A 23,236-nucleotide genomic window follows, 5' to 3' on the forward strand; every position below is an offset into this window, starting at 1 on the left:
CCCTCCCCTCACAGAAAGGCACGCACCGTGGGACAGCCCACCCCCGCCCTCCCTCCGACGCCCGGCCCCGCCCGGACCGGAGGACACCCCCACACCCCGGACTGGTGGCGCACCGCCGTCATCTACCAGGTGTACGTCCGCAGCTTCGCGGACGGCGACGGCGACGGCACCGGCGATCTCGCGGGCGTCCGCGCCAGACTTCCCTACCTCGCCGAACTCGGCGTGGAAGCCCTCTGGTTCAGCCCCTGGTACCTCTCGCCGATGAAGGACGGCGGCTATGACGTCACCGACTACCGCGCCATCGACCCCGCCTTCGGCACCCTCGAGGACGCCGAGAAACTGATCGCGGAGGCACGGGAGGCGGGCATCCGCGCCATCGTCGACATCGTGCCCAACCATGTCTCGGACCAGCACCCCTGGTTCCGCGCGGCCCGGTCCGGCGGCCCCGAGCGGGAGCTGTTCCACTTCAGGCCCGGACGCGGGCCGGACGGCGAACTCCCCCCGAACGACTGGAAGTCCGAGTTCGGCGGCCCCGCGTGGTCCCGACTGGACGACGGCGAGTGGTACCTCCATCTCTTCGCCCCCGAGCAGCCCGACCTCAACTGGGCCCACCCGACGGTCCGCAAGGAGCACGAGGACGTACTGCGGTTCTGGTTCGAGCGCGGGGTGGCCGGGGTGCGCATCGACTCGGCGGCCCTGCCCGCCAAGGACCCGGAGCTGCCGGACTTCGTCGAGGGCCGCGACCCGCACCCCTATGTGGACCGCGACGAACTGCACGACATCTACCGCTCCTGGCGCACCATCGCCGACGAGTACGACGGCGTCTTCGTCGGCGAGGTCTGGCTCCCCGACAGCGAACGCTTCGCCCGCTATCTGCGCCCCGACGAACTGCACACGGCCTTCAACTTCGCCTTTCTGTCCTGCCCCTGGGACGCCGACCGGCTGCGTACGGCGATCGACGGCACCCTCGCCGAGCACGCGCCCGTCGGCGCCCCCGCCACCTGGGTGCTGTGCAACCACGATGTGACCCGCACGGTCACCCGGTACGGCCGGGTAGACACCGGTTTCGACTTCGCCACCAAGGCCTTCGGCACCCCCACCGACCTCGCCCTCGGCACCCGGCGGGCCCGGGCCGCGGCCCTGCTGTCGCTCGCCCTCCCCGGCTCCGTCTATCTCTACCAGGGCGAGGAACTCGGCCTGCCCGAGGCGGAGATACCCCTCGACCGCATCCAGGACCCCATGCACTTCCGCTCCCAGGGCACCGACCCGGGCCGTGACGGCTGCCGGGTGCCTCTGCCCTGGGTGGCCGACGCGCCCCACGCCGGGTTCGGATCGAGGGGGGAGCCCTGGCTGCCCCAGCCCGCCGACTGGCAGGCGTACGCCGCCGATGTGCAGTCGGCGGACCCGGACTCGATGCTCTCCCTCTACCGCGAGGCGCTGCGGCTGCGCCCCGTGCTCGGCGACGGCCCCCTGACCTGGCTGCCCGCGCCCGAGGGAGTCCTCGCGTTCAGCCGTGCGCCGGGCGGACCGGTCTGTGTGGTGAACCTCGCCGAGGCCCCCGCCGAACTGCCCGCGCACACCGCCCTTCTGCTCGGCAGCGGCCCCCTGGATCCCCGGGGGCGGCTGCCGAGGGACACGGCGGTCTGGCTCCGCCGCTGAGCACCGGCCGCCGTGTCCCGCTGTCCCGTACCCCCACCACGAAGGGATCAGCACATGCACAGCACCAGATCGGTCAGGCGCCTCCCGGCACTGGCCACGGCCGTCGCCCTGGCCGCCGGCACGCTCGTCACCCTGGCGCCCTCGGCGCACGCCGCCGCGGGCGCCGGCCTCCCCCTCACCTCGGTGGAGGCGGAGTCCGCCACCACCACCGGCACCCGGATCGGCCCGGACTACACCCAGGGCACCCTGGCCTCGGAGGCCTCCGGACGCCAGGCCGTACGGCTCGCCGCCGGGCAGCGCGTGGAGTTCGGCGTGCCGCGCGCCGCCAACGCCCTGACGGTCTCCTACAGCGTCCCGGACGGCCAGTCCGGCTCGCTGGACGTCTATGTCAACGGCAGCAGGCTCGCCACGACCCTGCCGGTCACCTCCAAGTACTCCTATGTCGACACCGGCTGGATCGCCGGCGCCAAGACCCACCACTTCTACGACAACGCCCGGATCCAGCTCGGCCGCACCGTAGGGCCCGGCGACACGGTCGCCCTGGTCGCCACCAACGTCCAGGTGACCGTGGACGTGGCCGACTTCGAGCAGATCGCGGGCGCGGCGAGCCAGCCCGCCGGATCGGTCTCGGTCACCTCCAGGGGCGCCGACCCGAGCGGCGCGGCCGACTCCACCCAGGCCTTCCGGGACGCCATCGCCGCGGCCCAGGGCGGAGTGGTCTGGATCCCGCCGGGCGACTACCGGATCGGCTCCGCCCTCAGCGGGGTCCAGAACGTCACCCTCCAGGGCGCCGGCAGCTGGTACTCGGTGGTGCACAGCTCCCACTTCATCGACCAGTCCGGCTCGTCGGGCAACGTCCACATCAAGGACTTCGCGGTCGTCGGCGAGGTCACCGAGCGGGTCGACTCCAGCCCCGACAACTTCGTCAACGGCGCGCTGGGCCCGAACTCCTCCGTCTCTGGCATGTGGATCCAGCACCTCAAGGTCGGCCTGTGGCTGATGGGGAACAACGACAACCTGGTCGTGGAGAACAACCGCATCCTTGACACCACCGCCGACGGCCTCAACCTCAACGGCACCGCCAAGGGCGTCCGGGTCCGCAACAACTTCCTGCGCAACCAGGGCGACGACTCACTCGCCATGTGGTCGCTGTACGGACCCGACACCAACAGCAGCTTCGAGAACAACACCATCTCGCAGCCGAACCTCGCCAACGGCATCGCGATCTACGGCGGCACCGACATCACGGTCAAGAACAACCTGATCTCCGACACCAACGCCCTCGGCAGCGGTATCGCCATCTCCAACCAGAAGTTCCTCGACCCCTTCTCCCCGCTGTCCGGCACCATCACGGTCGACGGCAACACGCTCGTCCGCACCGGCGCCGTCAACCCCAACTGGAACCACCCCATGGGTGCCCTGCGCGTCGACTCCTACGACAGCGCCGTCAACGCCACCGTGAACATCACCAACACCACGATCACCGACAGCCCCTACAGCGCCTTCGAGTTCGTCTCCGGCGGCGGGCGGGGTTACGCCACCAACAACGTCACCGTGAGTGGCGCCACCGTGACCAACACCGGCACGGTGGTGGTGCAGGCCGAGACACCGGGCACGGTGAAGTTCAGCAACGTCCAGGCCACCAGGGTCGGCGCGGCGGGCATCTACAACTGCCCCTACCCCTCCGGCTCGGGCGGCTTCAACCTCACCGACGGCGGCGGCAACTCCGGCTGGAACAGCACCTGGTCGGACTGCTCGGCCTGGCCGCAGCCCGGCCAGGGCAACACGGACCCGGACCCGGGCCGCAACCTCGCCAAGGGCCGTCCGGCCACCGCCACCGGCTCCCAGGACGTCTACACCCCCGGCAAGGCGGTCGACGGGGACGCCGGCAGCTACTGGGAGTCCACCAACAACGCCTTCCCGCAGTCCCTGACGGTCGATCTCGGATCGACGCAGAACGTCCGCCGGCTGGTGCTGAAGCTGCCCCCGCTCGCGGCCTGGGAGGCACGCACCCAGACCCTGTCCGTGCTGGGCAGTACGGACGGCTCGGGATACAGCACGGTGGTCGGCTCCCAGGGCTACCGCTTCGACCCGGCGTCCGGCAACACGGTGACCGTCTCCCTGCCGAGCGGCGCCGGCCTGCGCTATCTGCGGCTCTCCGTGACCGCCAACACCGCGTGGCCCGCGGCACAGTTCAGCGAGGTGGAGGCCTACCTGTCGTGACCTCCTGAAGGGCCCCCGCGCTCCACCGCCCGGATCCGCTGCCGCACAGGGGACCCCGGGCCCGGTGGAGCGCGCGGGGCGCGTTCCCGCCGCCGCCCCGCCGGAACGGTCGGTCATGGGCGACGAATCCCCCAACGAAGGCACTAGTCAGATACCGGTACGAGCGGGGTAGTGTGCCCCGGTGACATCGCAATCGAACACTCTTGCAGGCTGGTACCCGGATCCGCACGGGGCGCCTCAGACCCTGCGCTACTGGGACGGCACCCGGTGGACCGAGCACACCCATGCGGAACAGCAGGGCCGGCCCCCCGCCCAGGTGCCCCAGCCGCCGGCGGGCGGCCCGCAGCAGGCATACGCCCAGCAGGCCCCGGCCCCCGACCCGCGCGTTCAGCGCCAGGTGCAGCAGCAGGCCGGGGTCGCCCCGAGCGGCGCGGGCGGCGGCACCCTGTTCACCGAACCGGTCCTGGTCGTCAACCAGAAGGCCAAGCTGATCGAGCTGACGAACGAGTACAGCGTCTTCGACCAGAACGGCAGCCAGCTCGGCTCGGTCACCGAGGTCGGGCAGAGCGTGCTGCGGAAGGTGCTGCGCTTCGTCTCCAGCATCGACCAGTTCCTGACGCACCGGCTGGAGATCCGTGACGCCCACGGTCAGCCCCAGCTGATGCTGACCCGGCCCGCGAAGTTCTTCAAGTCGCGGGTGATCGTGACGCGTCCGGACGGCGGCCCCGTGGGCGAGATCGTCCAGGAGAACATGATCGGCAAGATCAACTTCGCCATGATCGTGAACGGCCAGAAGGTCGGCGCGATCAAGGCGGAGAACTGGCGCGCCTGGAACTTCGCGATCGTCGACCACAACGAGAACGAGGTCGCCCGGATCACCAAGACCTGGGAGGGCCTGGCGAAGACGATGTTCACGACCGCCGACAACTATGTGCTGCAGATCCACTTCCAGCTGCCCGAGCCGCTGCTGAGCCTGGTGGTGGCCACGGCGCTGACCGTGGACACGGCCCTCAAGCAGGACTCGCGGGGCCTCGGCTGAGCCCCGCCCCGGTTCCGCCGGGACCGTGAACGGCGGTCGGCAGGTGCGCACACCTGCCGACCGCCGTTCGTCTTCTCACCGTCTCACCGCGCGGTGAGGTGCTCCGAGGGCGCGGGCGGCTGCGGGGGCAGCAGCGGGAACTCCGGAAGGACACCCGCCCCCCGGGGCACCGGCCCCGACAGCGCCGCGACCGTGCGGTCGTCCTCCGCGGCCGGACCGGACACCGGCCGGGACAGCGTCACCACACCCCAGGACGCCAGCCCCGCACCCGCCACCGCGAGAAGCAGACCGGCCGCACCGCCCTGGAGGCGTTCGCCCAGCAGCGAGAGGCCGATCACCCCCGCGGCGACCGGATTGGCGAGGGTCACCACCGCGAGCGGCGCGCCGAGGCCGCCCCGGTACGCCGTCTGCGACAGCAGCAGACCACCCATCGCGAACGCCGCCACCAGCAGAGCCACCACCACGACCTGCGCACTGAGCACCGGTCCCGAGCGGTCCGTCGCCGCCACCGTCACCGTCTGGGTGAGCGCCGAGGCGACACCGGACGCGAAGCCGGAGGCGGTCGCGTGCCGCAGCCCGGGGCGGGCGCCCGTCGACGCTCCCCCCGCCGTGCGGGACCGGGGCAGCGACAGCAGCCCTATCAGGGAGGCGGTCGCACCGGCCACGGCCAGCGCCTCCGGCAGGCTCAGCACATCGTCGGGCTCGGGCCCGGACGCCGTCACCAGCAGTGCGCTCAGCCCCATCAGGGTGAGGCCGGTGCCCCGCCACTCCACGGGGCTGACCCGGCGTCCCGCCGCCCGCGCCCCCAACGGCACCGCGGCCACCAGGGTGAGGGCACCGAGCGGCTGGACCAGGGTCAGCGGTCCGAACTTGAGGGCCGCGACATGCAGCAGCGCGGCGGAGGCGTTCAGCACCACCGACCACCACCAGGCGCCCCGGGTGAGCAGACGCAGCAGACCGGTGCCCGCGGTGCGGGCGGCCAGCCGCTCCTGGGCCACCGCGGCCGCCGCATAGGCGACGGCGGAGAAGAGGCACAGGACGACGGCGAGGACCGTGGCACTCATCGGCCGGCTCCCGGCGGGCCGGAGCGGTCGGCCCCTCCCGTCGGCAGGGACGGTGGTGGGACGGCGCGGGCGAGGGGCGGCCGGCGTATCGCGGTCGCCCCTTCTCCTCGAGGCTCGCTGCCTCGCTCGGGCTCGGTGCGGGAATCCATCCCCGGCCCCTTTGCTGACGGTGCGTGTGCGGGGTGGTGTGCGGTGGGCCGGGAACGGGGTCCGCTCGACATACGACCGGGTCCTGTCCACGTCTCATCGATACGCCAGTGTACCGATACGACCCCGTACCGGTACACTGGCGTATCGATAGACTGGTGTGAAGCGGACCACGCGGCCCGGACCACGACCGAGGAGCTGAAGCCATGACGTCGCAGGCAGCGGACGCACCGGAGACGGTTGTCGCCTCGCGCCGCTCCAAGCTCACGCCCGAGCGCGAGCAGGAGTTCTTCGACACGGTTCTCGACCAGATCCGTGAGTGCGGCTATGACGCGGTCACCATGGAAGGCGTCGCCGCCAGCACCCGCTGCAGCAAGTCGACGCTCTACCGGCAGTGGAAGACCAAGCCCCGGTTCGTGGCCGCGGCGCTCAGGTCCCATCGCTGTGTGCGGTTCGCGGGGATCGACACCGGCTCGCTCGCCGAGGACCTGCGCGCCGCGGCGCGGGTGGCCGCCGAGCGGTCTGGCCGGGACACCGGGCTGCTCCAGGCCCTGGGGCATGCCATGATGCAGGACCAGGAACTGGCGCGGGCGCTGCGCGAGGCCCTGGTCGAGCCCGAGGTCGAGGCGCTCAAGGCGATCGTCCGGCGCGGTGTGGAGCGCGGGGAGGTGCCCGCCGACCACCCGGCGCTGGAGTACGTCCCGGCACAACTGCTGGGCGTCGTGCGGGTCCACCCCGTCCTGGAGGGGCGGTACGCGGACGAGGAGTACCTCGCACGCTTCGTGGACGCGGTGCTGCTGCCGATGCTCGGACTGAGATGAGACCCAGGTCGCCGTCCACGAGATGACCGGACGCCGGCCTGTATGCGCCGCACCGTGGGGACGGGGGCGGCGCGCACCCTCGGCCGGGTGGGGTTCCCTCCTGAACGGAGGAGGGTCCCGCCCGGCCGCCCTGCCGACACCGCCGGACGATCCGCGTCACCCATGAAGGGAACAGGTGCTCCGACCTTCCTCCGCCGGGGCGCGAGGGCGACTACGCTCAAGGCCTGTACGTCGTTTGGGCTACCTGGGGAGGTACCGGGATGACGGAGGCACGGCCCGGCGCGGCGGCGGCTTCCCTGTGGGAACGCGACGCGGAACTCGCCGTCGTCACCGAGGCGGTCGACGCCCTGCGCCATGACGGTGCGCCCACCGGATCGGGGAACCTGCTGGTGTTCGGCGGGGAGGCCGGTATCGGCAAGACCGCCCTGCTCGCCGAGACACGCCGCATCGCGGAGCGCCGAGGATGCACGGTCTGGTCGGCACGGGGCGGCGAGACCGTCACCTCCGTCCCCTTCCATGTCGTACGGCAGCTGCTCAAGCCCGGACTGCTCGGTCTCGAGCCGGAGGAGGCACGCGGCTACCTGGGCGACGCGTACGAGATCGCGGGCCCCGCCCTCGGCGTTCACCGAACCCGGTGCGGGGCAGGCCGACCCACAGGGTGTGTGCGACGGTCTGGTCGAGGCCGCCTCCCGGCTCGCCAAACTGGAGTGGCCGCTGGTCCTGATCGTCGACGACGCGCACTGGGCGGACCAGGAGACCCTGCACTGGCTGGCATCGTTCTGTGAACGGCTGGACGAGTTCCGGGTGCTGGTCGTGGTCGCCCTGCGCACCGGCGAGGCCGGCGGCGAGAGCGCCCGCCACCTCGACACCGTCGTCGGGGCCTCCCGACGCCCCGTCACCGTCCTGAGCGCGCTCACCCCCGATGCCGCCGCCGGGCTCACCCGGGCCACGGTCGGCGGGCACGCGGATGCCCCGTTCTGCCGCGAGGTGTGGGCCGTGACCGGCGGCAACCCCTACGAGACCGTGGAACTCCTCGCCAAGGTGCAGGACAGCCAGCTCCAACCGGTCGAGGCGTCCGCCACCGAACTGCGCGCCCTGAACCGCTCCTCCCGCGGCAACGGCCTGGTCGCCCGCCTCGAAGGACTCGGCATCGAGGCCACCCGGTTCGCCTGGGCGGCCGCCATCCTCGGCACCGGCATCACGGTCCCCCTGGTGGCCCGCCTCGCCACCATGCCCCTGGACGAGGCGGAGCGCTGCGCCGAACTCCTCGGCGCGGCCCGTATCCTCTCCCGGCCCGACCCGAAGGAGCGTCGGCCGGGCGACGGGGAGCTGGAGTTCGTGCACCCCCTGATCGCCAGCGCCGTCTACCGCTCGATCCCTCCCGGACTGTGCACCGCGATGCACGGCATCGCCGCGCAGGTCGTCACCGACTCCGGACGCGGCCCGGCCGCCGCCTCCCGCCACCTCCTGGAGGTGCACCCGGACGACGACGCGGAACTCGTCCAGCAGATGCGCGCCGCCGCCCGCGAACACCTCGCCGTCGGCGCGCCCGAGGCGGCCCGCCGCTGTCTGAAGCGTGCCCTGCTGGAGCCGCCGCTGCCCGAGGTCCATCCCCATGTGCTCTACGAACTGGGCTGCGCCACCCTGCTGACCTCGCCCGCCACCACCATCGACTACCTCCAGGCGGCACTCGCCCTGCCCGGCCTGGACGGCGACGACCGGGTGAGCGCCGTCTACCGCCTCTCCCAGGCCCAGCTGCACAACGACCAGTTGGACGAGGCGATCCGCACCGTCGTCGCGGAGGCCGCCCGGCTCGGACCCGGCCCCTCACGGATGCGCCTGCAAGCCGTGCACTACATGTGGGAGGCCGTCCACGCGGCCGACGAGAACACCCCGGCCCGCTCCCGGGAACTGGCCGAGATCGCCCGCACCTGCACCGGCCGGAACAACTCCGAACGCGCGCTGCTCATCCTGCGCGGCTTCGACGCCATGACCCATGGGGAGAGCGCCGAGGAGGTCGTGGAGCTGTGCGACCGTGCCCTGGTCAACGGCCGCCTCGCGCCCGGACTCGGCTGGACCGACACCGAGTGGGGCATCGAGCTGCTGCTGATGCTCGGCAGCGCCTATGCGTACACCGACCGTCTCGACCGGGCCGAGAGCCTGTTCACCGAGGCCCTGCGCACCTATGAGTCCTCCGGCTGGAGCGGCGGCCATCTCGCCCTGGCCCATGCCTATGTCGGCCTCGGACACCGCAGACGGGGCCGCCTCGTCGAGGCGGAGACCTCCCTGCGCGCCTCCTTGCGCCTCGCCGAGCGGGTCGGCCGTGGGCTTCCCCTGTACTGGTCCGCGACCTGCGGGCTCATCGACACCCTGCTCGCCCGCGGGCATGCCGAGGAGGCGTGGGCGACGGCCGAACGCTACGGATTCGCACCGCCGTACCCCACCACGATCGTGCTGCCCGACATCCGTTCGGTGCGCGGCCGGCTGCTGATCGCCGTCGGCCGAACCGAGGAGGGCATCAGTGAACTGGAGGCCGCCGAGAAGGCGTCCGCCGGACGCGGACACAACACCGTGCTGGCGCCCTGGGCCGGTGACCTCGCCCGCGCACTGGCCGACACCGATCCCCGGCGCGCCGCCGAACTGGCCGGCACCGCCCGCCGGCAGGCCGAACTCCTGGGCACCGACACGGCGATCGGCGAGGCCCTGCGGGTGGCCGCCGCTCTGGAGACGGGCCGCCGCGCCACCACGATGTACGCCCGGGCGGTGACCTATCTGGAATCCTCGCCCTGCGCCTATGAGCATGCGGCGGCCCGAGTCGAACACGGCACCGCCGCGAAGTCCGTGCCGGAGCTGAAACGGGGCCTGACGCTGGCACGTTCGTGCGGGGCGGACGGTCTTGCGGTCCGTGCCCAGCAGGCTCTGGAGCAGACCAGCGCGCCGCACTGACACCCCGGGGCAGCCGATCGGGACCGACTCCGGACCCGGCCGCATGTCCCGGTCGTACGGAAGTTCGTGCGGGCGTACGACCGGGGCATGCGGGCGTACGACACGACCGCGACGCGTGGCCGACACGGCCGGGGAATGCGGCCGTACCGCCCGAAGACGCGGTCCGAAGCGGCCGCGCCGGAACCGAGGGCGCGGAGACCGAGCGGCACGGGGCGCCGGGCCCGCACCCCGGAGACGTACCCGTCGGCCGGGCGGTGGCGGCGACGATACGGTGCGCCGGACGCGACCGCCGGTCCAGATCACCCCCCGGCGGAGTCCTCCTCCGCCAGCACCCGCTGCGCCACCGTGAACGCCGCGTTGGCCGCGGGCACTCCGCAGTAGACGGCCGTCTGCAGCAGTACCGCGCCGATCTCCTCCGGCGTCAGTCCATTGCGCCGGGCCGCACGGACATGCAGGGCCAACTCGTCGAGATGACCGTGCGCGACCAGCGCCGTCAGGGTGATCAGGCTGCGCTCGCGGCGCGAGAGCGTCGGGTCGGTCCAGATCTCGCCCCAGGCATAGCGGGAGATGAAGTCCTGGAAGCGGGCGGTGAAGGGGGTCTGACGCGCCTGCGCCCGGTCCACATGCGGATCGCCGAGGACCGCCCTGCGGACCTCCATACCGCGCCCGGGGGCACCCGACAGCTGGGTCCGCAGCGCCGCCAGGACGGCCTCCGGGCACTGCGCGGGCGCCAGATGTGAGGCACCCGGGATCTCGGCCAGCGCGGAGCCGGGCACCGCGTCGGCGATCTCCCGCAGATGCGCGGGAGGCGTCGCCGGATCCTCACGGCCCGCGATCAGCAGGGTCGGGACGCCGATCGACGGCAGCCGGTCACGGAGGTCGAACGCGGCCAGCGCATCGCAGCAGGCGGCATAGGCGGCGGGGTCCGCCTCCCGGTGGTCCCGCACCAGCCGCGGCACCGTGAACCCGGCCGTGAACCAGCGGTCCTCGGCGGTCGCCGCGACGGCCCCGAGCCCCTCCCGGCGCACCAGAGCGGCCCGCTCCTCCCAGGGCCGGGCCCCGTTGAAGTGCGCGGACGAGCAGATGACGGCCAGCGAGGAGAGCCGCTCGGGATGATCCACGGCCAGTTGGAGTCCCACCGCGCCGCCCAGGGACACCCCGGCGTAGGCGAACCGTTCCACGCCCAGCGCGTCCGCGAGCGCCAGCACCAGCGCGGCCAGATCGGCGACCGTCGCCCCGGGAGCGATGAGGTCCGCGGCCGAACCGCCATGGCCCGGGAGGTCCCAGCGGATCACCCGGTGGCTCGCGGACAACTCGGGCGCCACCGCGTCCCACAGGGCGTACGAGGTGCCGAGCGACGGTCCGAGGAGCAGCGGGGGAGCGGAGGGCGAGCCCTCGGTGCGATGGTGCAGCAGCCTGTCGGTCACGAGCGCTCCAGAGCACGGTCGGTGAGCGGTCCGGCGAAGCCGGTGTAACGGGTCGGATCGGTGAGGGCGACGAGGTCGAGGTCCCGCAACCGGGGCTCCTCGGACAGGAGTTCGGCGAGGCTCCGGCCCTCGGTACGGGCCCGCAGGGCGACCTCGGTGAGCAGTTCCCCGGCCCGGGCGCGGCCCAGCAGGGGCGTCAGCTCGGCCGCCAGCCGCTCGGAGACGATCAGACCATGGGTGAGGGCGAGGTGGTGCCGCATCGCGTCGGACCGTACCCGGAGCCCCTCGGCCAGTTCCACCGCGTCCCGCGTGGCGCCGCCGACCAGCCTCAGCAGCGCGCGCAGCGGCTCCCACTCGGCGTGCCAGGCGCCGGCGGGGCGTTCGTCCTCGGCCACCAGCGCCCCGTACAGGACGGCGGCCAGCTGCGGGGCCTGCCGGGCGGCCGCCGCGATCAGTGTCGCCCGTACCGGGTTCGCCTTGTGCGGCATCGCCGAGGAGCCCCCGCTCGCGCCCTCGGCGACCTCGGCGATCTCCGTGCGGGACAGGGTCAGGACATCCACGGCCGCCTTCCCCAGCGCCCCGGCCGTGAAGGCGAGCGCGCCCGCCAGATCCGCGATCGGGGTGCGCAGACTGTGCCAGGGCGACTCGGGCTCCCTGAGCCCCAGTTCACCCGCGTATGCGGCCACGAGGGCCCGCGGGTCCTCCGCGCCGTACGCCATGAACGCGGCCAGGGTCCCTGCCGCGCCGCCCAGTTGGACGGGCAGCAGGTCGCGGACCGCCCGTACCCGGTCCCGGGCGTCCAGCACCAGGGACCGCCAGCCGGCCGCCTTCAGCCCGAAGGTCGTCGGCACCGCGTGCTGGGTGAGCGTCCGGCCGGGTACGACGGTGTCCCGGTGGCCCGCGGCGAGCCGGGCCAGTGCCCGCTGCGCCGCCTCCAGATCGGCCAGGACCAGGTCCAGGGTGCGCGCGGCGACCAGCATCGTCGCGGTGTCCAGGATGTCCTGGCTGGTCGCGCCCCGGTGGACGTAGGGCCCGTGGTCGGCGCCCACCGCCGCGGTCAGATCGGCGACCAGCGGGATGACGGGGTTTCCGCCCTCGCGGGCGCGCCGGGCCAGGGAACGTACGTCGAAGCGGTCCGGCCGGGCGGCCTCGGTGACCGCCCTCGCCGCCGCCCCCGGCGCCAGCCCCTGTGCGGCCTGGGCCCGGGTCAGCGCGGCCTCCGCGTCGAGCAGCGCCCGCAGATACGCGGTGTCGCCGGTCGCCGACGCGGCGGGGGAGTCGGCCCACCCGGGGGAGAGCAGACCGGTGTCGGACGGGTCTGATGTCACCGGAACTCCAGAAAGACCGTCTCGCCTTCGCCCTGAAGACGTATGTCGAAACGGTACGTGCCGTTCCCCTCCGCGGCGGCGATCAGCGTGCCACGGCGCTGCTCGTCCAGCCGGGCGAGCAGCGGGTCCGAGGCGAGGGCCGAGGCGTCGTCCGGCAGATAGATCCGGGTGAAGAGATGCACCAGCAGGCCCCGCGCGAACACGCACACACTGAGGTACGGGGCGCTGTGCCCACGCGCACCGGGCCGCAGCGTGCGGGCGTACCAGTGGCCGTCGGCGTCCGTCTGGACGCGTCCCCAGCCCGTGAACTGCACGCCGTTGCGGCCCAGATGGCCGCCGGTCGCGGGGTCACGGCGCATCGAGCCGTCGACCTGCGGCAGCGTGCCGTCCGGATCCGGGCCCCACAGCTCCAGAAAGGCGTCCGGCAGCGGGTTGCCCTCGCCGTCGCGGACATGTCCCTGGAGGGTGATCGTGTCCGGGTGGCCGACCGGGGCGATCTCACCGCCGCCGGGGAAGGGCAGCGCATAGCCGTAGAAGGGGCCGACCGTGTGCGACGGGGTGGGGAGCACGCTCTCCGGCGAGCCGGCGTCGATCTTCGTCATGGCGGTCAGCGTCCTTCCTCGATCCAGGTGGCGTCCGGGCCGTCGAGCACGATGTCCCATCGGTAGCCCAGGGAGAACTCCGGTACCGACAGGCTGTGGTCGTAGGTCGCGACCAGCCGCTGCCGGGCCGCGTCGTCCGTCACCGACTGCAGGATCGGGTCGTAGGGGAAGAGCGGGTCGTTCGGGAAGTACATCTGCGTCACGAGCCGCTGGGTGAACGCGGTCCCGAAGAAGGAGAAGTGGATATGAGCCGGGCGCCAGGCGTTGACGTGGTTGCGCCAGGGGTAGGGGCCCGGCTGGACGGTGGTGAAGCGGTAGGAGCCGTCGTCGTCCGTGAGGGTGCGGCCGACGCCCGTGAAGTTCGGGTCCAGCGGTGCGTCGTGCTGTTCGCGCCGGTGGGCGTAGCGGCCGGCCGAGTTCGCCTGCCAGATCTCGATGAGCTGGCCGCGCACCGGCTGCCCCGCACGGTTCAGCAGCCGGCCGGAGACGGTGATCCGCTCGCCGATCGGCTCACCCCGGTGGTGCCGGGTGAGGTCGTTGTCGATCTCGGTGATGTCACGCTCGCCGAACGCCGGGGAGGACAGCTCCACCAGCTCCGGGTCCTGGGCGACGTCGATGGTGACCGGCGGCTGCTCGGGGTGGCGCAGCACGGAGGAGCGGTAGGGGGCGTAGTCCCGGCGCGGATGGTGCTCGACGGGGGCGCCCCCGTCGACCCGCTGCCGGTAGGCGGCGCGCTCGGCCGCGATCTCCTGGTCGATGTCCTGCTGAGTGAGAGCCATGACGATGTCGATTCCTAGCGTTCGACTCCCAGGCCGGTGCCTGGCCTTCGAGAAGCCCCGATCACTCCGATTAATCAGGGCACTGAGCATTTGATTGGGTGTGGCGCACACGGTGCCATCGCGGCCGCATCAGCGTCAAGACCTGGAAAACGCCTTCTCAGGATGTCCGCCGGGCGTATCTCGCCCGAGGACACCCGACGTCTGGGACGGGTATCGTTCAAGGTGTCGGTCAGTGCACCGACGAATATGACCAGGACGACAGCCACGAACACGACCACGGGAGCACGGATGGCCACGGTGGACCTCTCCACCCACCCGGGACACCTGGCCCGGAGACTCCAGCAGGCGCATCATCTGCTGTGGAACACCATGGTCTCCGAGGAGATCACCTCACCGCAGTTCGCGGTCCTGAACACCCTGGTCGCCGAGCCCGGGCTGGACCAGCGCACGGTGGGGGAGCGGGTGGGCCTCGACCGGTCCACCATCGCCGAGGTGATCAGCCGGCTGGGCCGCCGGGGGCTGCTCGACAAGGTCCGCGATCCCCAGGACGGCCGTCGCTCTCTGCTGCACCTCACCGACGACGGCATCCGCGCGCACCGGAGACTGGCGGTCCGCACGGCCCGGATGAACCAGGTCTTCCTGGCTCCGCTCTCCGACGAGGAGCGGACCCAGTTCTTCGCTCTCATCCAGCGGGTGGCGGCCGCGGCCGAGGGGCTGCGCGATCCGGCGCCCGTCACGGGAAGCGGGACCTGAGCGGTCCGCCTCCGCCGGGGGCGAGGGCTCAGCCCGGGGTGCCGAGGATCTCGGTGAGGTCGTAGCGGACCGGTTCCTCCAGCTGAGCGTAGGTGCAGCTGGACGGAGTACGGTCCGGGCGCCAGCGGCGGAAGCGTGCGGTGTGCCGGAAGCGCACCCCCTTCTCCATGTGGTCGTAGGCCACCTCCGCGACCCGCTCGGGCCGCAGCGGCATCCAGGACAGGTCCTTCTTCCCCGACCAGCGGCTGGGCGCGCCCGGCAGCCGGGCCGTCTCGTGTGCCGCCTCGTCCGACCAGGCGGCCCATGGATGCCCCGTGACGTCCTCCATCCGCAGCGGTGCCAGCTCCTCCACCAGTTCCGCGCGGAGCTTCATGGGGAACGCGGCGGACACGCCCACATGCTGCAGGGCGCCCCGGTCGTCGTACAGCCCGAGCAGCAGCGAGCCCACCACCGGGCCGCTCTTGTGGAAGCGGTAGCCCGCGACCACCACATCCGCGGTGCGCTCGTGCTTGACCTTGAACATGACCCGCTCGTCCGGCCGGTAGGGCCCCGAGAGCGGCTTGGCGATCACCCCGTCCAGGCCCGCCCCCTCGTACTGTTCGAACCACCGCTCCGCCAGCGCCCGGTCCCGGGTCGCAGGAGCGAGGTGCACGGGCGGTGTCACCCCCGACAGCGCCCCCTCCAGCCGGGCCCGCCGCTCGCGCAGGGGGACGTCGAGCAGCGAGGTGTCGTCCAGCGCCAGCAGATCGAACGCCACGAACGACGCCGGCGTCCGCTCGGCGAGCATCCGCACCCGTGAGTCCGCCGGATGGATGCGCTCCGTCAGCGCGTCGAAGTCGAGATGCCCCTCACGGGCGATCACGATCTCTCCGTCCACCACGCACCGCTTGGGCAGCCGCTCCCGCAGCGCCTCGACCAGCTCGGGGAAATACCTGGTCAGGGGCTTTCCCGTGCGGCTTCCCAGTTCCACCTCGGCGCCGTCGCGGAAGACGATCGCACGGAACCCGTCCCACTTCGCCTCGTACTGCATGTCCGGTGGGATGCGCGCCACGGGCTTGGCGAGCATCGGCTTCACGGGCGGCGTCACCGGCAGGTCCATGTCTTGATTCTGCGGCCGATCCCCTGCGCGTGCGACGCGGTCCGCCCGGTGTGCGAGGCCGGGCCGCCGCGCCTACCGTGGCTCGCATGGGTGACGCGGTGGAACTGGAGGCGGGAGGCAGGACGGTACGGCTCTCCAGCCCGGACAAGGTCTTCTTCCCGGAGCGGGGCTTCACCAAGCTCGACCTCGCGCGCTACTATCTGGCCGTCGGGCCCGGCATCCTGCGCGCCCTGCGCGACCGGCCCACCACCCTGGAGCGCCACCCGGACGGGGTGACCGGTGAGTCCTTCTTCCAGAAGCGGGCGCCCCGGCACATGCCCGACTGGATCCCCACCGCCCACATCACCTTCCCCAGCGGTCGCAGCGCCGACGAGATGTGCCCCACCGAGATCGCCGCCGTCGTCTGGGCCGCACAGTACGGGACGCTCACCTTCCATCCCTGGCCGGTGCGCCGCGACGATGTCGACCGCCCCGACGAACTGCGCATCGACCTCGACCCGCAGCCCGGTACCGGCTTCGTCGACGCCGTGCGCGCCGCCCATGAACTGCGGTCCGTCCTCGACGAGTTCGGTGGACTGCGGGGCTGGCCCAAGACCTCCGGCGGCCGGGGGCTGCATGTCTTCGTGCCCATCGAGCCGCGCTGGACCTTCACCCAGGTGCGCCGTGCCGCGATCGCCGTCGGGCGCGAGCTGGAGCGCCGAATGCCCCGGGACGTCACCATCGCCTGGTGGAAGGAGGAACGGGGCGAAAAGATCTTCGTCGACTACAACCAGACCGCACGCGATCGCACCATCGCCTCCGCCTACTCCGTGCGCCCCCGGCCGCAGGCACCCGTGTCCGCGCCCCTGCGCTGGGAGGAGGTCGACGAGGTGACGCCCGGCGACTTCGATCTGGCCACCATGCCCCGCCGGTTCGCCGAACTGGGTGATGTCCACGCGGACATGGACGACCACGCGTTCTCCCTGGAGGCGCTGCTGGACCTCGCCCGCCGTGACGAACACGACCACGGCCTCGGCGATCTGCCCTATCCGCCGGAGTACCCGAAGATGCCCGGGGAGCCGAAGCGGGTCCAGCCGAGCCGGGCCCGTCGCGAGGGGAAACCGGAGGCCGGCTGACGAGGCATCACCTGAAAGGGGGGTTCGTGCGATCAGGCATCACCGGAACGACGGAGCCACACGCCAGTCATATGGTCTAAATGTCAGATTTTGCCTCTTGATGTGCGTACGGTTTCGGCGTGCCGTCATCGTCGTTGTTCGTCCGGCGGCCCATCTCCGTGAACTCCGTACAGGATGGGGGAATCCCGCATGGACAGACGCAGCTTCAACCGGCGGATGCTGTTGGGCGGTGCGGCCGCCGCGACCGCGTGGTCCGTGGGACCGGAGGACATCCGCCCCGCCAAGAAGGTGAGAACCGCACCGCTCGGCGGCAAGGTGCGGCGCATCAAGGTGTTCGCCGAGAGCCTGGGTGACGGACAGCTGGGCTATGGCTTCGCCAAGGGGCGGGCGACCATCCCGGGGCCGCTGATCGAGCTCAACGAGGGCGACACCCTGCACATCGAGTTCACCAACACCACCGACGCCCCGACGAGCCTCCATGTGCACGGGCTGGACTACGAGATCGCCGACGACGGGACCCGGCCGACCGGGGGCGCGGTGGAGCCGGGCGGCAAGCGCACCTACACCTGGCGCACCCATGTCCCCGGGCGGCGCGAGGACGGCACCTGGCGGGAGGGCAGCGCGGGCTACTGGCACTACCACGACCATGTGCTCGGCTCGGAGCACGGCTCGCGCGGTGTCCATGCGGGTCTGTACGGGCCGGTGATCGTACGCCGGGCCGGCGATGTCCTGCCCGGCCGGACCTACACCATCGTGTTCAACAACATGATGATCAACAATCACAAACCGCAGGGGGGACGCGGGAGACACCGGAGGCGTCATGCGATGCCTCAGGGACACCACGGCCCCTCGTTCGAGGCGACGGTCGGCGACCGCGTCGAATTCGTGATGATCACGCATGGCAGCGACTACCACACGTTCCATATGCACGGTCACCGCTGGGCCGACAACCGCACCGGAATCCTCGACGGCCCCGAGGACCACAGCGCGATCATCGACAACAGGATCGTGGGCCCGGGGGACTCCTTCGGCTTCCAGGTGATCGCGGGGGAGGGCGTCGGCGCGGGTGCCTGGATGTACCACTGCCATGTGCAACGGCACGCCGACCTGGGCATGGCCGGGCTGTTCCTGGTGAAGGGGAAGGACGGGAAGGTCCCCCTGCACCAGCCGGGCGTCATGTGACCGGTGCCGCGACGCGCGAACCTCGCCCGCCGCGGCACCCGGTGGCATCAGCCGGCGGCGAGGTCCAGCACCGTCCACTCGGTGAACGGCTCCGCCTGCACATAGAGCCGAGGACCGCGGCACACCGTGCGGGGCCGCCGCTCCAGCCGGGTTCCGTCGGGGCGGACCAGACGGCCGCGGGCGACCGGTTCGACGGCGTTCCCGGTGAGCCGGCAGTCGACGAGAACACTCCGGTCGTCGCCGTAAGGACCGAGGAACACCACCCGGTCGCCGTGGACGGCCAGGGCGCCCGCCCCGTGCACCGGATTCTTCCGGGCGCTCACCACCCGGTCGCCCCGGATCTCCAGCAGCGGGAAGTCCGTGTACGGACACGCCCACACGGCCTTCGCGCCGACGTTCAGGGCATAGCAGTCGGAGATGTAGTCGTGCCCCGGGCCCGGCGCGTGCGCCCAGAGGGGATCGCCCGTGCTGCTCCAGCGGCGCAGCCCCGGCGCGCTCAACGCGTCGTCACCGTAGATGCCCTCGTCGAAATAGCCGGCCCAGATGTCCCCGGAGGAGTCGACCAGCAGATCCTCGATGCCGTCCCCGACGCGGAACGTCCAGGAACAGCGGCCGAGCGCGTCGAAGACCTGCACCTGGTCCTCGCCGGGGTCGCTGCGGGGCGCGGCCACCAGGAAACCGCCGTCGGGCAGGGCGTCGAACACCGCGTACGGCGGCCCCACCGCGCTGAGCCGCGTCTCCCGGGGCCTGCCGTCCTCGACCGTCACGACCAGGGCGTCATACGGGTCCGTGCGGTGCCGGTCGGGAGGTTCCTCGGTCAGCAGCCAGTGGGCGCGGCCCTGGGCGTCGACCGTGCTGTGCACGATGTGCGACGCGTGGTACGCGCGCGGCAGCCGGGCGTACCCGGACAGCCGGGTCGTGGTCATGGGGCGGCGGTCAGCGGCCATGGCTCTTTCTCGTCGTCATGGAGGGATCCTCACCCGGTCCGCTTCCCGGGCACAACCGGCTTCTCCCTGACGGGGAGCGCTCTCAGATGTCGGCGGTCGGGGTTATTCTGACCGGCATCTGCCGAGGAGGAGCCCCGAAGTGACCGAGATCCCGCCGCGTCCCACCCTGGAGGCCGTGGCCGCACGGGCCGGGGTCTCACGGGCCACCGTGTCCCGGGTCGTCAACGGCGGTGAGGGCGTGCGCAGGCCCCTCGTCGAGAAGGTGCGCCGCGCCGTCGAGGAACTCGGGTATGTGCCGAACCAGGCGGCGCGCAGCCTGGTGACCAGGCGGCACGACGCGATCGCGGTGGTGATCGCCGAACCGGAGGTCCGCGTCTTCGCCGACCCCTTCTTCGGCCTTCAGCTGCGCGGCATCAGCAAGGAGCTGACGGCCCGCGACTGTCAGCTGGTGCTGCTGCTGACGGAGGGCCGCGCCGATCACGCCCGGGTCGGCCGCTATCTCTCCGGCGGTCATGTCGACGGCGCGCTGGTGTTCTCGCTGCACCTCGACGATCCGCTGCCGGAGCTGGTGCGGCGCGCCGGGATGCCCACCGTCTTCGGCGGGCGGCCCGGCTGGGGCGAGGGCACCCGCAGCGCCGTGTATGTGGACAGCGACAACCGGGGTGGCGCCCGTGAGGCCGTACGTCATCTCGTGGGGCTCGGCCGCCGGCGCATCGCGCACATCACCGGCGCCCTGGACCAGACCTCGGCGGTGGACCGGCTCGACGGGTTCCGTGATGTCATGGTCGACGTCGCCCCGGGGCTGATCGCCGAGGGGGACTTCACCCCGGCGGGCGGCGAGCGCGCGATGCGGCTGCTGCTGGAGCGCCACCCGGACCTCGACGCCGTGTTCGCCGCCAACGATCTCACCGCCTCCGGCGCCCTGCGCGTGCTGCGTGCACAGGGGCGGCGGGTTCCCGAGGATGTCGCGGTCGTCGGCTTCGACGACATGCTGACGGTCGCCGAGCAGACCGATCCGCCCCTGACGACGGTCCGCCAGGACATCGAGGAGATGGGCCGGCTGATGGCCCGGCTGCTGCTGCGGCACCTCGACGGCCGGGGCGGCGGACCGGACGGTGACGGTGCCCCGGGTGTCGGCGGCGGGCCGACCAGCGTGGTGCTGCCCACCACGCTGGTACGGCGCGCGTCCGCCTGAGGCGGGGGACCGGCTCAGGAGCCGGCGCTCACCGTGAACTGCAGGGGGTTGCCGTCGTTCGCCGCTCCCGACACATCGGGCTGGCCGTCCGGACGGACATCGTCGTACGGGAACGCGTAGCCGATCGGCGCGTTGGCGTGCACGACCCGCGCCCAGTGGTTGGTCACCTCGCCCTGGTAGTAGTCGGCACTGGTCAGGCCGTTCGGCTGGTCGGGGTGGTCGAGCATCAGCGAGCGGTTGAAGCCGGCGGCGAGACGGGCCAGGATCGCCTTCTTGTCGTCGGAGTCGCCCGGGTTGTTGGCGAACGGGCCGTGGTTGCAGGTGAAGATGTCCTTGGAGGCCGGCTTGGTGAAGCTGTGTCCGCCGGTGAAGGTGAGGACGTCGCCGTCGACCCGGCCGGTGAGCGCGCCCCGGCCGCCCTGGAGGTCGATCCTCAGATCGGTGCCGCGGTACTTCTCCCAGACCTGGTCGACATAGCCGGTCCACAGATCGCGGAACGGCATGTCGGGCTGGTCGAAGCGCGGCGCCATCAGGTTCTGCGGGGAGATGACCCGCAGCACCTTTCCGCCGGGATCGCGGATCACCAGCTGGTCCCACGGCTGCCCGTCCCTGGCGGCCTGCGCCGTCAGATCCGCGGCGATCCTGTCCACCGCCCCGTCGGGGAGCGGAGCGACCGTGTGGGTGGTGTCACCCTCCAGGGTGAGCCCGATCGGGAGGGCGGTCACCAGATCGACATAGCTGATGTTCGCGTACAGCTGCTCGGAGTTGAAGGTGAACTCGCAGAACGACCAGGTCTTGCCGTAGTTGGGGTCGGCGGGTGTCGCGAACGCCGGCTCGACCAGGGAGGGGCCCGGGTTGAGGAGGAAGTCGAGGGTGTCGTCGCGGACGAAGTAGATCCGCGCCCCGTACATCTGGGGGAGGGTCAGCACCACGGGGGCGGAGCCGGCGGGGCCCAGCGGGATGGAACAGTCCACGGGCAGCGGGGTCCCCGGGGCGTCGGGCGAGGCCGGCCGGTAGACGCTGCCGTCGGCCCGCAGCATCAGCCAGTCGCCGGTGGACTGCTCGTGCCCGGTGACATAGGCCCGGACCGTGCCCGGCAACGAGGTGTTGCGCAGGGCGAGCCGGCAGGTGGCGGGCGCGGCGTGGGCGGTGCCGGAGGTGAGGGCACCGGCCCAGAGGGGGGAGGTCGCCGCGGCGGCGGCTCCGGCCAGAAACACTCGGCGCGATATCACGATGAGTCGTCTCCTGGGGTGTGGGGGGCGTGGGGGGTGCAGGAGTGTGGATGGGGATCCTGCGATGCACCACTGTTCCCAGGGGAGGTTGAGGCGTCAAGAGTAAAGCCTGAGAGCGCTCTCGAAAACTTTCTCCTTCAAGAAGTAACGACAGAAGGGCAGTTGTTCTCGGCCGGGAGGGAAAGCCGCGCGCACACCGGGAACGGGCCCCGGGCACCCGTGGCCCTCGCCCCGGCCCGTCGGGTGTCAGCCCTGCTGGGGTCCGGCCTGAACGCTCTTGATGATCGCGAATTGTGCTCCATAGGGGTCGGCGAGCCGGGCGACGCGGCCCACCCCCGCCAGGTCCGTCGCGGGCATCAGGAGCGTGCCGCCGAGCCCCTGCGCCCGGGACACCGTGGAGTCGGGGTCCGCGACCTCGAAGTACGGCAGCCAGTACGGCGATCCCGCGGTCACGGGGTCCTCGGCCGACGGGATCATCCCGCCGAATCCCTCCTCCGCGCCCCGGCCCTCGGCGCTGAGGCAGGTATAGGTGCCGCCGGGGAAGGGGACGCCCTCGGTCTCCCAGCCCAGCGTCCGGTGGTAGAAGGCGGCGGCCCGGGCGATGTCCGGGGTGTACAGCTCGATCCAGCACAGCGAGCCCCGCTCACCGACCACCTCGATCCCCTTGATCCGCCCCGGCTGCCAGAGGCCGAAGGGAACGCCGGCCGGGTCCGCGAGGACGGCCATGTGTCCCTCGCCCATGACGTCCATGGGCGGGAAGAGCACGGTGCCGCCGGCCTGCTCGGCCGCCTCGGCGGTGCTCTGCGCGTCCGGCGTCCGGAAGTAGAGGGTCCAGGACGGCGGGCCCATCTCCCCGGTGGACTGCATACCGCCGGCCGCGGTCCGGCCGGAGAGCTGGAAGAAGCCGTAGCCCCCGGCGTCGGGGCCCGCCGACCGGAACTGCCAGTCGAAGAGACCGCCGTAGAAGGCGGTGGCCCCGTCGATGTCGGAGGTGCTGATGTCCAGCCAGTTCGGGGCGCCGTTGACGAAGCGAGTGGTGAGCATGACGGCCCTCCTTCGAGGGTTCTCTCGGTCTGCACTCCTGCTGCACGGCCGAGTCTCGCACCGCCCACCGACAATCGCCGTCAGGCGCCGCCAGGGCGAGCGGTCGGGCGCCGGTGGGGCCCTGGCCGTTCCCGGACCCGGCAGGTTTCCTCGCGGATCTCTCCGCGTGCCGCCGTGCGCGGGACCACCGGACGACGGGATCATCGGGGCGGCACGGATCCGTACGACGCTCCGGGCGCTCGTGCCAAGGGCCGCCCGGGCCGGTTCCGGTGGGCCGTTGATCCCCTGTTGATCGGACGTTGTTCGGCACGCGGCACGATCGCGGCCATGCACATCGAAGCGATCACTGTGTCCGACATCGCCTGGCTGAAGCGGGCGCTGTGTGCACAGACGGGGGCCGATTTCTTCTTTCCCGAGCCGGGTAGCTCGGTGCGGGAGGCGAAGCGCATCTGCGGACTGTGCGAGAGCCGCACCGAGTGCCTGGAGTACGCGCTCGCCAACGACGAGCGGTTCGGCGTCTGGGGAGGGCTGTCCGAGAAGGAGCGGCTGCGGCTGCGGAGGCAGGACCGGAGCGGATGAGAGCGCATCGGCCCCGGCCCGCCCGTCCGGATGCGCGGCGGAGCGCCCGGGACGA

Annotated in this window: 18 protein-coding genes and 1 pseudogene; 10 read left to right on the forward strand and 9 right to left on the reverse strand. The window is 72.1% G+C overall.

The annotated features are described in order from the left end of the window. Window positions 1-27: 27 nt before the first annotated feature. The 3 genes from CP978_RS28730 (at window position 28) to CP978_RS28740 (ending at window position 4,921) form a co-directional block, all read left to right on the forward strand. Entirely contained in the window at window positions 28-1,659 is a 1,632-nt protein-coding gene (locus CP978_RS28730) for a glycoside hydrolase family 13 protein (RefSeq protein ID WP_043445557.1), read from the forward strand. A 54-nt stretch (window positions 1,660-1,713) separates the two neighbouring features. After that, on the forward strand, window positions 1,714-3,882 hold the full coding sequence (locus tag CP978_RS28735) for a discoidin domain-containing protein (RefSeq protein WP_043445560.1): 2,169 nt from the start codon (window positions 1,714-1,716) through the stop codon (window positions 3,880-3,882). A gap of 181 nt (window positions 3,883-4,063) precedes the next feature. Beyond that, entirely contained in the window at window positions 4,064-4,921 is an 858-nt protein-coding gene (locus CP978_RS28740; protein WP_150478331.1) for an LURP-one-related family protein, read from the forward strand. An 83-nt stretch (window positions 4,922-5,004) separates the two neighbouring features. On the opposite strand, the gene CP978_RS28745 is transcribed toward CP978_RS28740, so the two are convergent. Then, entirely contained in the window at window positions 5,005-5,985 is a 981-nt protein-coding gene (locus CP978_RS28745; RefSeq protein ID WP_043445563.1) for a DMT family transporter, read from the reverse strand. A gap of 353 nt (window positions 5,986-6,338) precedes the next feature. Here CP978_RS28745 and CP978_RS28750 point away from each other — a divergent pair, with 353 nt between their 5' ends. Both CP978_RS28750 and CP978_RS28755 read left to right on the forward strand, forming a co-directional pair. Then, window positions 6,339-6,953 (forward strand): TetR-like C-terminal domain-containing protein, encoded by a 615-nt coding sequence (locus CP978_RS28750; RefSeq protein WP_043445566.1) that lies wholly within the window; start codon window positions 6,339-6,341, stop codon window positions 6,951-6,953. A gap of 260 nt (window positions 6,954-7,213) precedes the next feature. After that, window positions 7,214-9,899: pseudogene (locus CP978_RS28755) on the forward strand (ATP-binding protein). A 299-nt stretch (window positions 9,900-10,198) separates the two neighbouring features. Here the strand turns inward: CP978_RS28755 and pcaDC are convergent. The 4 genes from pcaDC to pcaH are packed head-to-tail and all read right to left on the reverse strand — an operon-like array spanning window position 10,199 to window position 14,035. Next, a complete protein-coding gene (pcaDC, locus tag CP978_RS28760; RefSeq protein WP_043445568.1) occupies window positions 10,199-11,326 on the reverse strand; it encodes a bifunctional 3-oxoadipate enol-lactonase/4-carboxymuconolactone decarboxylase PcaDC in 1,128 nt (375 codons plus the stop codon). After that, window positions 11,323-12,654: a 3-carboxy-cis,cis-muconate cycloisomerase gene (pcaB, locus tag CP978_RS28765; protein WP_043445571.1), complete on the reverse strand. Its 1,332-nt coding sequence runs from the start codon at window positions 12,652-12,654 to the stop codon at window positions 11,323-11,325. The genes pcaDC and pcaB overlap by 4 nt, the downstream gene beginning before the upstream one ends. Next, a complete protein-coding gene (gene pcaG, locus CP978_RS28770; protein ID WP_043445574.1) occupies window positions 12,651-13,256 on the reverse strand; it encodes a protocatechuate 3,4-dioxygenase subunit alpha in 606 nt (201 codons plus the stop codon). Before pcaG ends, pcaB begins: the two co-directional genes overlap by 4 nt. 5 nt (window positions 13,257-13,261) lie before the next feature. Further along, window positions 13,262-14,035: a protocatechuate 3,4-dioxygenase subunit beta gene (gene pcaH, locus CP978_RS28775; protein WP_043445577.1), complete on the reverse strand. Its 774-nt coding sequence runs from the start codon at window positions 14,033-14,035 to the stop codon at window positions 13,262-13,264. Window positions 14,036-14,323: 288 nt separating this feature from the next. On the opposite strand from pcaH, the gene CP978_RS28780 reads away from it, so the two are divergent. Next, window positions 14,324-14,788, forward strand: coding sequence for a MarR family winged helix-turn-helix transcriptional regulator (locus CP978_RS28780; protein WP_043445580.1), 465 nt, complete (start codon window positions 14,324-14,326; stop codon window positions 14,786-14,788). A gap of 28 nt (window positions 14,789-14,816) precedes the next feature. Here the strand turns inward: CP978_RS28780 and CP978_RS28785 are convergent, their stop codons facing one another. Then, entirely contained in the window at window positions 14,817-15,887 is a 1,071-nt protein-coding gene (locus tag CP978_RS28785) for an ATP-dependent DNA ligase (protein ID WP_043445583.1), read from the reverse strand. Between the two features lie 86 nt (window positions 15,888-15,973). Between CP978_RS28785 and ligD the strand changes: the two genes are divergently transcribed. Together ligD and CP978_RS28795 are read left to right on the forward strand one after the other, a co-directional pair. Then, window positions 15,974-17,002, forward strand: a complete 1,029-nt coding sequence (gene ligD / locus CP978_RS28790; RefSeq protein WP_043445586.1) for a non-homologous end-joining DNA ligase — start codon at window positions 15,974-15,976, stop codon at window positions 17,000-17,002. 189 nt (window positions 17,003-17,191) lie between these two features. Beyond that, entirely contained in the window at window positions 17,192-18,184 is a 993-nt protein-coding gene (locus CP978_RS28795) for a multicopper oxidase domain-containing protein (protein ID WP_107070463.1), read from the forward strand. Window positions 18,185-18,231: 47 nt separating this feature from the next. On the opposite strand, the gene CP978_RS28800 is transcribed toward CP978_RS28795, so the two are convergent. Next, a complete protein-coding gene (locus tag CP978_RS28800) occupies window positions 18,232-19,131 on the reverse strand; it encodes a hypothetical protein (RefSeq protein ID WP_227745495.1) in 900 nt (299 codons plus the stop codon). Between the two features lie 139 nt (window positions 19,132-19,270). Here CP978_RS28800 and CP978_RS28805 point away from each other — a divergent pair, with 139 nt between their 5' ends. Continuing rightward, window positions 19,271-20,326, forward strand: coding sequence for a LacI family DNA-binding transcriptional regulator (locus CP978_RS28805; RefSeq protein ID WP_043445595.1), 1,056 nt, complete (start codon window positions 19,271-19,273; stop codon window positions 20,324-20,326). 14 nt (window positions 20,327-20,340) lie between these two features. Here CP978_RS28805 and CP978_RS28810 read toward each other — a convergent pair whose 3' ends face one another. Next, a complete protein-coding gene (locus CP978_RS28810; RefSeq protein ID WP_043445598.1) occupies window positions 20,341-21,558 on the reverse strand; it encodes a glycoside hydrolase family 64 protein in 1,218 nt (405 codons plus the stop codon). A 246-nt stretch (window positions 21,559-21,804) separates the two neighbouring features. Further along, complete coding sequence (locus CP978_RS28815; RefSeq protein WP_043445602.1) at window positions 21,805-22,602, reverse strand: VOC family protein; 798 nt, start codon at window positions 22,600-22,602, stop codon at window positions 21,805-21,807. Between the two features lie 327 nt (window positions 22,603-22,929). On the opposite strand from CP978_RS28815, the gene CP978_RS28820 reads away from it, so the two are divergent. Then, on the forward strand, window positions 22,930-23,181 hold the full coding sequence (locus tag CP978_RS28820) for a WhiB family transcriptional regulator (protein WP_052454345.1): 252 nt from the start codon (window positions 22,930-22,932) through the stop codon (window positions 23,179-23,181). Window positions 23,182-23,236 lie beyond the last annotated feature (55 nt).

Source organism: Streptomyces nodosus, from assembly GCF_008704995.1.
GTDB classification, from domain to species: domain Bacteria; phylum Actinomycetota; class Actinomycetes; order Streptomycetales; family Streptomycetaceae; genus Streptomyces; species Streptomyces nodosus.